Origin of the sequence: Acinetobacter sp. SWAC5 (assembly GCF_003419885.1) — a bacterium.
GTDB lineage: Bacteria > Pseudomonadota > Gammaproteobacteria > Pseudomonadales > Moraxellaceae > Acinetobacter > Acinetobacter cumulans.
The window spans coordinates 1-5,722 of the sequence record NZ_QUWR01000050.1; the positions used below are offsets into that span (position 1 = coordinate 1).

Annotated in this window: 8 protein-coding genes and 3 pseudogenes; 8 read left to right on the forward strand and 3 right to left on the reverse strand. The window is 55.5% G+C overall.

Translation table 11 applies throughout. The features are described 5' to 3' along the window. Positions 1-125 precede the first annotated feature (125 nt). Positions 126-518 (reverse strand): annotated as a pseudogene (locus DYI81_RS17475) (DNA-directed DNA polymerase); the annotation flags it as partial. 53 nt (positions 519-571) lie between these two features. On the opposite strand from DYI81_RS17475, the pseudogene DYI81_RS17480 reads away from it, so the two are divergent. Beyond that, positions 572-1,033, forward strand: a pseudogene (locus DYI81_RS17480) (IS5 family transposase); the annotation flags it as partial. A 33-nt stretch (positions 1,034-1,066) separates the two neighbouring features. Here the strand turns inward: DYI81_RS17480 and merR are convergent. Beyond that, positions 1,067-1,522 (reverse strand): Hg(II)-responsive transcriptional regulator, encoded by a 456-nt coding sequence (merR, locus tag DYI81_RS17485; RefSeq protein ID WP_001166628.1) that lies wholly within the window; start codon positions 1,520-1,522, stop codon positions 1,067-1,069. 71 nt (positions 1,523-1,593) lie between these two features. Between merR and merT the strand changes: the two genes are divergently transcribed. The 7 genes from merT (at position 1,594) to DYI81_RS17525 (ending at position 5,322) form a co-directional block, all read left to right on the forward strand. Then, the gene (gene merT / locus DYI81_RS17490) at positions 1,594-1,959 is read left to right on the forward strand and encodes a mercuric ion transporter MerT (RefSeq protein ID WP_008985551.1); all 366 of its coding nucleotides are present in this window, start codon (positions 1,594-1,596) and stop codon (positions 1,957-1,959) included. A 13-nt stretch (positions 1,960-1,972) separates the two neighbouring features. Continuing rightward, positions 1,973-2,251, forward strand: a complete 279-nt coding sequence (merP, locus tag DYI81_RS17495) for a mercury resistance system periplasmic binding protein MerP (RefSeq protein WP_117008181.1) — start codon at positions 1,973-1,975, stop codon at positions 2,249-2,251. Positions 2,252-2,278: 27 nt separating this feature from the next. After that, positions 2,279-2,704: an organomercurial transporter MerC gene (merC, locus tag DYI81_RS17500; protein WP_000522996.1), complete on the forward strand. Its 426-nt coding sequence runs from the start codon at positions 2,279-2,281 to the stop codon at positions 2,702-2,704. 38 nt (positions 2,705-2,742) lie between these two features. Continuing rightward, positions 2,743-4,428 carry a mercury(II) reductase gene (gene merA, locus DYI81_RS17505; protein ID WP_117008182.1) on the forward strand — a complete coding sequence of 562 codons (1,686 nt, stop codon included), beginning with the start codon at positions 2,743-2,745 and terminating at the stop codon, positions 4,426-4,428. Positions 4,429-4,445: 17 nt separating this feature from the next. Beyond that, the gene (merD, locus tag DYI81_RS17510) at positions 4,446-4,811 is read left to right on the forward strand and encodes a mercury resistance co-regulator MerD (protein WP_117008183.1); all 366 of its coding nucleotides are present in this window, start codon (positions 4,446-4,448) and stop codon (positions 4,809-4,811) included. Beyond that, on the forward strand, positions 4,808-5,044 hold the full coding sequence (merE, locus tag DYI81_RS17515; protein ID WP_001087807.1) for a broad-spectrum mercury transporter MerE: 237 nt from the start codon (positions 4,808-4,810) through the stop codon (positions 5,042-5,044). The genes merD and merE overlap by 4 nt, the downstream gene beginning before the upstream one ends. Before the next feature lie 65 nt (positions 5,045-5,109). Continuing rightward, complete coding sequence (locus tag DYI81_RS17525) at positions 5,110-5,322, forward strand: DUF3330 domain-containing protein (protein WP_000993245.1); 213 nt, start codon at positions 5,110-5,112, stop codon at positions 5,320-5,322. Positions 5,323-5,529: 207 nt separating this feature from the next. On the opposite strand, the pseudogene DYI81_RS17530 reads toward DYI81_RS17525, so the two are convergent. Beyond that, a pseudogene (locus DYI81_RS17530) lies at positions 5,530-5,722 on the reverse strand (IS4 family transposase); the annotation flags it as partial.

Below are 5,722 nucleotides of genomic sequence, written 5' to 3' on the forward strand. Positions count from 1 at the left end.
ATCCAAAACTTGGAATATATGCTTCTGTAAAATTTGACATTTTTTTTAATCTCTCTTTGTTTACAACTATATTGTTAAAGTTTAGGACTTTAATGTCCAGTTTACGTTTGTGTTGTCAAATCACAACTATTGTCTGATGGATCGGGTAAAGCGTAAGACAAAGATTTATTATAAAAAGGCTCAGAACTATCAAATGGATTAGATTGCACAAAACTAATAATACAGCCACATAGTAAATTTTCACTTCTTAGACGGCTTACGGCATCTTGAACATAAAGAGTAATCGCTTCTTTAAGATCGTCACAGCTATAAACTTTCTGGCCAAAGGAACGGCTTGCTATTATTTGTTTTTTTGCTTTAGGACTTTGCTCAATTTCAATGCAAGAGATTCCCTGTAATTCTAATATTGTTCTGTGCATGACTACAGAGAATTGATCTCTAATCATTAAGGGGGAAGCACAGACGAAATCTAGAACTGTATTAATGCTTAGGCTATTCAGCTTTTTAGTATGCTTTCGGCTTTGTTGCACAAACCTATCTGTAACGGCTTTTTCAGCGATATAATTTTCAAATGAAGAAGCCTACACAGAAAATCTACCGCACAACCAATTGGCCCGCATATAACCGAGCACTCATGAGTCGCGGAAATATTGCCATTTGGTTTGATCCTGCTACGCAATGGTATGCGCCATCAAAAGGCAAACAAGGGCGAAATCAAACCTACTCCGACGCAGCCATCCAATGCTGCTTAATGATTAAATCCTTATTCCGTCTGTCTTTACGTATGGTTACTGGCTTTGTGCAAAGTCTGATTAAACTTTGCGGATTAAATTGGATAGCGCCAGACTACACTACAATTTGTAGACGAAAACAGCATATTGATATTGCAATCAGCTACCAAAAAAGTAGCGATGGGCTGCATCTACTCGTAGACTCTACAGGCATGAAGTTTCTAGGTGAGGGCGAATGGAAACGCAAGAAACATGGAGCTGAATATCGTCGCCAATGGCGTAAACTACATATTGGTATAGATGGGGTCGTCTCAGAATTCGGAAAATAAAGCACGCTAAGGCGTAGTCACCCCGTGACTCCCCCGCGCCGATGCAGCGAGCTTCGTTCCGTCTTGCAGTGACGCAATCAGCGGGCAGGAAACGTTCCCTTTCCGCGCATGGCAGGCGCACACCAGTTCAGACAGCACGGCCTCCATGCGTGCCAAGTCGGCCATCTTCTCGCGCACATCCTTGAGCTTGTGCTCGGCCAGGCCGCTGGCTTCCTCGCAATGGGTGCCATCCTCCAGCCGCAGTAGCTCGGCGATTTCGTCCAGGCTAAAGCCCAGCCGCTGGGCCGATTTCACGAACCGCACTCGTGTTACATCCGCCTCGCCATAGCGGCGAATGCTGCCATAGGGCTTGTCTGGCTCCGGCAGCAGGCCCTTGCGCTGGTAGAACCGGATGGTCTCCACATTGACCCCGGCCGCCTTGGCAAAAACGCCAATGGTCAGATTCTCAAAATTAATTTGCATATCGCTTGACTCCGTACATAACTACGGAAGTAAGCTTAAGCTATCCAAACCAAATTTGAAAGGACAAGCGTATGTCTGAACCACAAAAGTCTGAACCACAAAACGGGCGCGGCGCGCTCTTCGCCGGTGGGCTGGCCGCCATTCTTGCGTCGGCCTGCTGCCTGGGGCCGCTGGTTTTGATCGCCTTGGGATTCAGCGGCGCTTGGATGAGTAACTTGGCGGCATTGGAACCTTACCGCCCCATCTTTCTCGGTGCGGCATTGATAGCAATGTTCTTTGCCTACCGCCGCATCTTCCGGACTACGCAAGCATGCGAGCCTGGCGATGTATGCGCTGCCCCACAAGCCAAGACGTCGTACAAAGTCATCTTTTGGATTGTGGCTGCGCTAGTTGTCGTTGCACTAACGTTCCCGTATGTAATGCCCCTGTTCTACTAATTGAGGAAAAATCATGAAAAAACTGCTTACCGCTCTTGCCCTTGCCGCTACCTTCGCTGTCCCTGCCTGGGCCGCCACCCAGACCGTCACGCTGTCCGTACCGGGCATGACCTGCGCCTCTTGCCCGATCACCGTCAAGAAGGCGATTTCCAAGGTTGAGGGCGTGAGCAAGACCGACGTAAGTTTCGACAAGCGCCAGGCCGTCGTCACCTTCGACGATGCCAAGACCAACGTCCAGAAGTTGACCAAGGCGACCGAGGACGCGGGCTATCCGTCCAGCCTCAAACGCTGATCCGTTAACCGAACTCGGGAGCGACACATGGGACTCATCACGCGCATCGCTGGCAAAACCGGCGCGCTCGGCAGCGTCGTTTCCGCGATGGGCTGCGCCGCCTGTTTTCCTGCCATCGCCAGCTTTGGCGCGGCCATCGGACTGGGCTTCTTGAGCCAGTACGAGGGGCTATTCATTGGCATCCTGCTGCCGATGTTCGCCGGCATCGCGTTACTCGCCAATGCTATCGCTTGGCTCAATCATCGACAGTGGCGACGCACGGCGCTCGGCACGATAGGCCCGATCTTGGTGCTGGCAGCGGTGTTTTTAATGCGGGCTTACGGCTGGCAGAGCGGTGGACTGCTCTATGTCGGCCTGGCCTTGATGGTTGGGGTGTCGGTCTGGGATTTCATCTCGCCAGCACATCGCCGCTGCGGGCCGGACAGCTGTGAATTGCCAGAACAACGTGGCTGACGGCAACAGCCGTAGCCACCACAGAAAAGGAAAAATACATGACCCATCTAAAAATCACCGGCATGACCTGCGACTCGTGCGCGGCGCACGTCAAGGAAGCGCTGGAAAAAGTACCCGGCGTCCAATCTGCCATAGTGTCCTATGCCAAGGGCGCGGCCCAGCTCGCCCTTGATCCAGGCACAGCGCCGGACGCACTGACCGCCGCCGTGGCTGGCCTGGGCTACAAAGCGATGCTCGCCGATGCCCCGCCGACCGACAACCGCACTGGGCTGTTCGACAAGGTGCGCGGCTGGATGGGTGCCGCCGACAAGGGCAGCGGCGGCGAGCGCCCGTTGCAAGTCGCCGTGATCGGCAGCGGTGGAGCCGCGATGGCGGCAGCACTGAAGGCCGTCGAGCAAGGCGCGCAGGTCACGCTGATTGAGCGCGGCACCATCGGCGGCACCTGCGTCAACGTCGGTTGTGTGCCGTCCAAGATCATGATCCGCGCCGCCCACATCGCCCATCTGCGCCGGGAAAGCCCATTCGACGGCGGCATGCCACCCACACCGCCGACGATCTTGCGCGAGCGGCTGCTGGCCCAGCAGCAGGCCCGTGTCGAAGAACTCCGTCATGCCAAGTACGAAGGCATCCTGGACGGCAATTCAGCCATCACCGTTCTGCACGGTGAAGCGCGTTTCAAGGACGACCAGAGCCTTATCGTTAGTTTGAACGAGGGTGGTGAGCGCGTCGTGATGTTCGACCGCTGCCTGGTCGCCACGGGTGCCAGTCCGGCCATGCCGCCGATTCCGGGCCTGAAAGAGTCACCCTACTGGACTTCGACCGAGGCCTTGGTCAGCGACACCATTCCCGAACGCCTGGCCGTCATCGGCTCGTCGGTGGTGGCGCTGGAACTGGCGCAAGCCTTCGCCCGGCTGGGTAGCCAGGTCACGATCCTTGCGCGCAGCACGCTGTTCTTCCGCGAAGACCCTGCCATCGGCGAGGCCGTCACAGCCGCCTTCCGTGCCGAAGGAATCAAGGTACTGGAACATACGCAAGCCAGCCAAGTCGCCCATGTGGACGGCGAATTCGTGCTGACCACTGGACAGGGCGAAGTGCGCGCCGACAAGCTGCTGGTCGCCACCGGCCGGACACCGAACACGCGCAGCCTGGCATTGGAAGCGGCGGGGGTAGCCGTCAATGCGCAGGGGGCCATCGTCATCGACAAGGGCATGCGCACCAGTACGCCACACATTTATGCGGCTGGCGACTGCACCGACCAGCCTCAGTTCGTCTATGTGGCGGCAGCGGCCGGCACCCGTGCTGCGATCAACATGACTGGCGGCGATGCGGCCCTGGACCTGACCGCAATGCCGGCCGTGGTGTTCACCGACCCGCAGGTCGCCACCGTGGGCTACAGCGAGGCGGAAGCACATCACGACGGGATCGAGACCGACAGTCGCACCTTGACCTTGGACAACGTGCCGCGTGCGCTTGCCAACTTCGACACACGCGGCTTCATCAAGCTGGTCATCGAGGAAGGTAGCGGACGGCTCATCGGCGTGCAAGCGGTGGCCCCGGAAGCGGGTGAACTGATCCAGACGGCGGTGCTCGCCATTCGCAACCGTATGACCGTGCAGGAACTGGCCGACCAATTGTTCCCCTACCTGACCATGGTCGAAGGGCTGAAGCTCGCGGCGCAGACCTTCAGCAAGGACGTGAAGCAGCTTTCGTGCTGCGCCGGATGAGGAAAAGGAGGTGTTCAATGAGCGCCTACACAGTGTCCCGGCTGGCCCTTGATGCCGGGGTGAGCGTGCATATCGTGCGCGACTACCTGCTGCGCGGATTGCTACGGCCGGTCGCGTGCACCACGGGCGGCTACGGCTTGTTCGATGACACCGCGTTGCAACGGCTGCGCTTTGTACGGGCTGCCTTCGAAGCGGGTATCGGCCTGGACGCACTGGCGCGGCTGTGCCGGGCGCTGGATGCGGCGGACGGCGACGAAGCGGCCGCGCAGCTTGCCCTGCTGCGTCAGTTCGTCGAGCGTCGGCGCGAGGCCCTGGCCAGCCTCGAAATGCAACTGGCCGCCATGCCAACCGAACCGGCACAGCACGCGGAGAGTCTGCCATGAACAGCCCAGAGCACTTGCCGTCTGAGACGCACAAACCGATCACCGGCTACTTGTGGGGCGCGCTGGCCGTGCTCACCTGTCCCTGCCATTTGCCGATTCTCGCCATTGTGCTAGCCGGCACGACGGCCGGCGCGTTCATCGGGGAGCACTGGGGTATTGCAGCCCTCACGCTGACCGGCTTGTTTGTCCTGTCTGTGACGCGGCTGCTGCGGGCCTTCAAGGGAAGATCATGACCGCTTCCCAGCCAGCCGAGAGTGGGCAGCTTTGAGCTTCGCTACCAATCTGGAGGAGTACCACCATGAACGCAAACGCCCCGAACACTGCCAGTTGCACCACCTGCTGCGTATGCTGCAAAGAAATTCCGCTCGATGCCGCCTTCACCCCGGAAGGCGCGGAATACGTCGAACATTTCTGCGGGCTGGATTGCTATGAACGCTTCCAGGCACGCGCCAAGGCCGCGACAGAATCTGACATTGCGCCTGTCCCTGGCGGTTCGCAGCCGTCAGATTGAGGCATACCCTAAACATACATAAAATTTTAAAGTTATTTCATAGTAAAAGGTTACATATCACATGACATTTTTAATTCTTGTATATTACCTAATGAAAACCGTGAAAATTTTCTAAATAGTGAATGATCATTACAGAATTATCTTTTCTTTTCCCTATTTAACTTAAAATAAGTTATATAACTTTAAAATCTCTGTACACGACAAATTTCATAGGATCCTTGTCCTATCAGGCTTTTTCTTTCTTAAAATTGCTAGCACTTTCTTAAATTCTTCTTTTTTCCAAAACCAATCAAACGTAGAATAGCCATTTGAACATAGTCCAAACCGTAGCGAAATAAACTTACTGAAAGTCGTCCATGCTTCTTTATTTTTATCGCTTTTTTCCGATCATGTTGCCATT

Excerpts from the sequence above, each read along its gene's own strand:
- merD (WP_117008183.1), top strand. The coding sequence starts at position 4,446 with ATGAGCGCCTACACAGTGTCCCGGCTGGCCCTTGATGCCGGGGTGAGC.
- merR (WP_001166628.1), bottom strand. The coding sequence starts at position 1,522 with ATGCAAATTAATTTTGAGAATCTGACCATTGGCGTTTTTGCCAAGGCG.
- merT (WP_008985551.1), top strand. The coding sequence starts at position 1,594 with ATGTCTGAACCACAAAAGTCTGAACCACAAAACGGGCGCGGCGCGCTC.
- merC (WP_000522996.1), top strand. The coding sequence starts at position 2,279 with ATGGGACTCATCACGCGCATCGCTGGCAAAACCGGCGCGCTCGGCAGC.
- merA (WP_117008182.1), top strand. The coding sequence starts at position 2,743 with ATGACCCATCTAAAAATCACCGGCATGACCTGCGACTCGTGCGCGGCG.
- merP (WP_117008181.1), top strand. The coding sequence starts at position 1,973 with ATGAAAAAACTGCTTACCGCTCTTGCCCTTGCCGCTACCTTCGCTGTC.
- merE (WP_001087807.1), top strand. The coding sequence starts at position 4,808 with ATGAACAGCCCAGAGCACTTGCCGTCTGAGACGCACAAACCGATCACC.
- DYI81_RS17525 (WP_000993245.1), top strand. The coding sequence starts at position 5,110 with ATGAACGCAAACGCCCCGAACACTGCCAGTTGCACCACCTGCTGCGTA.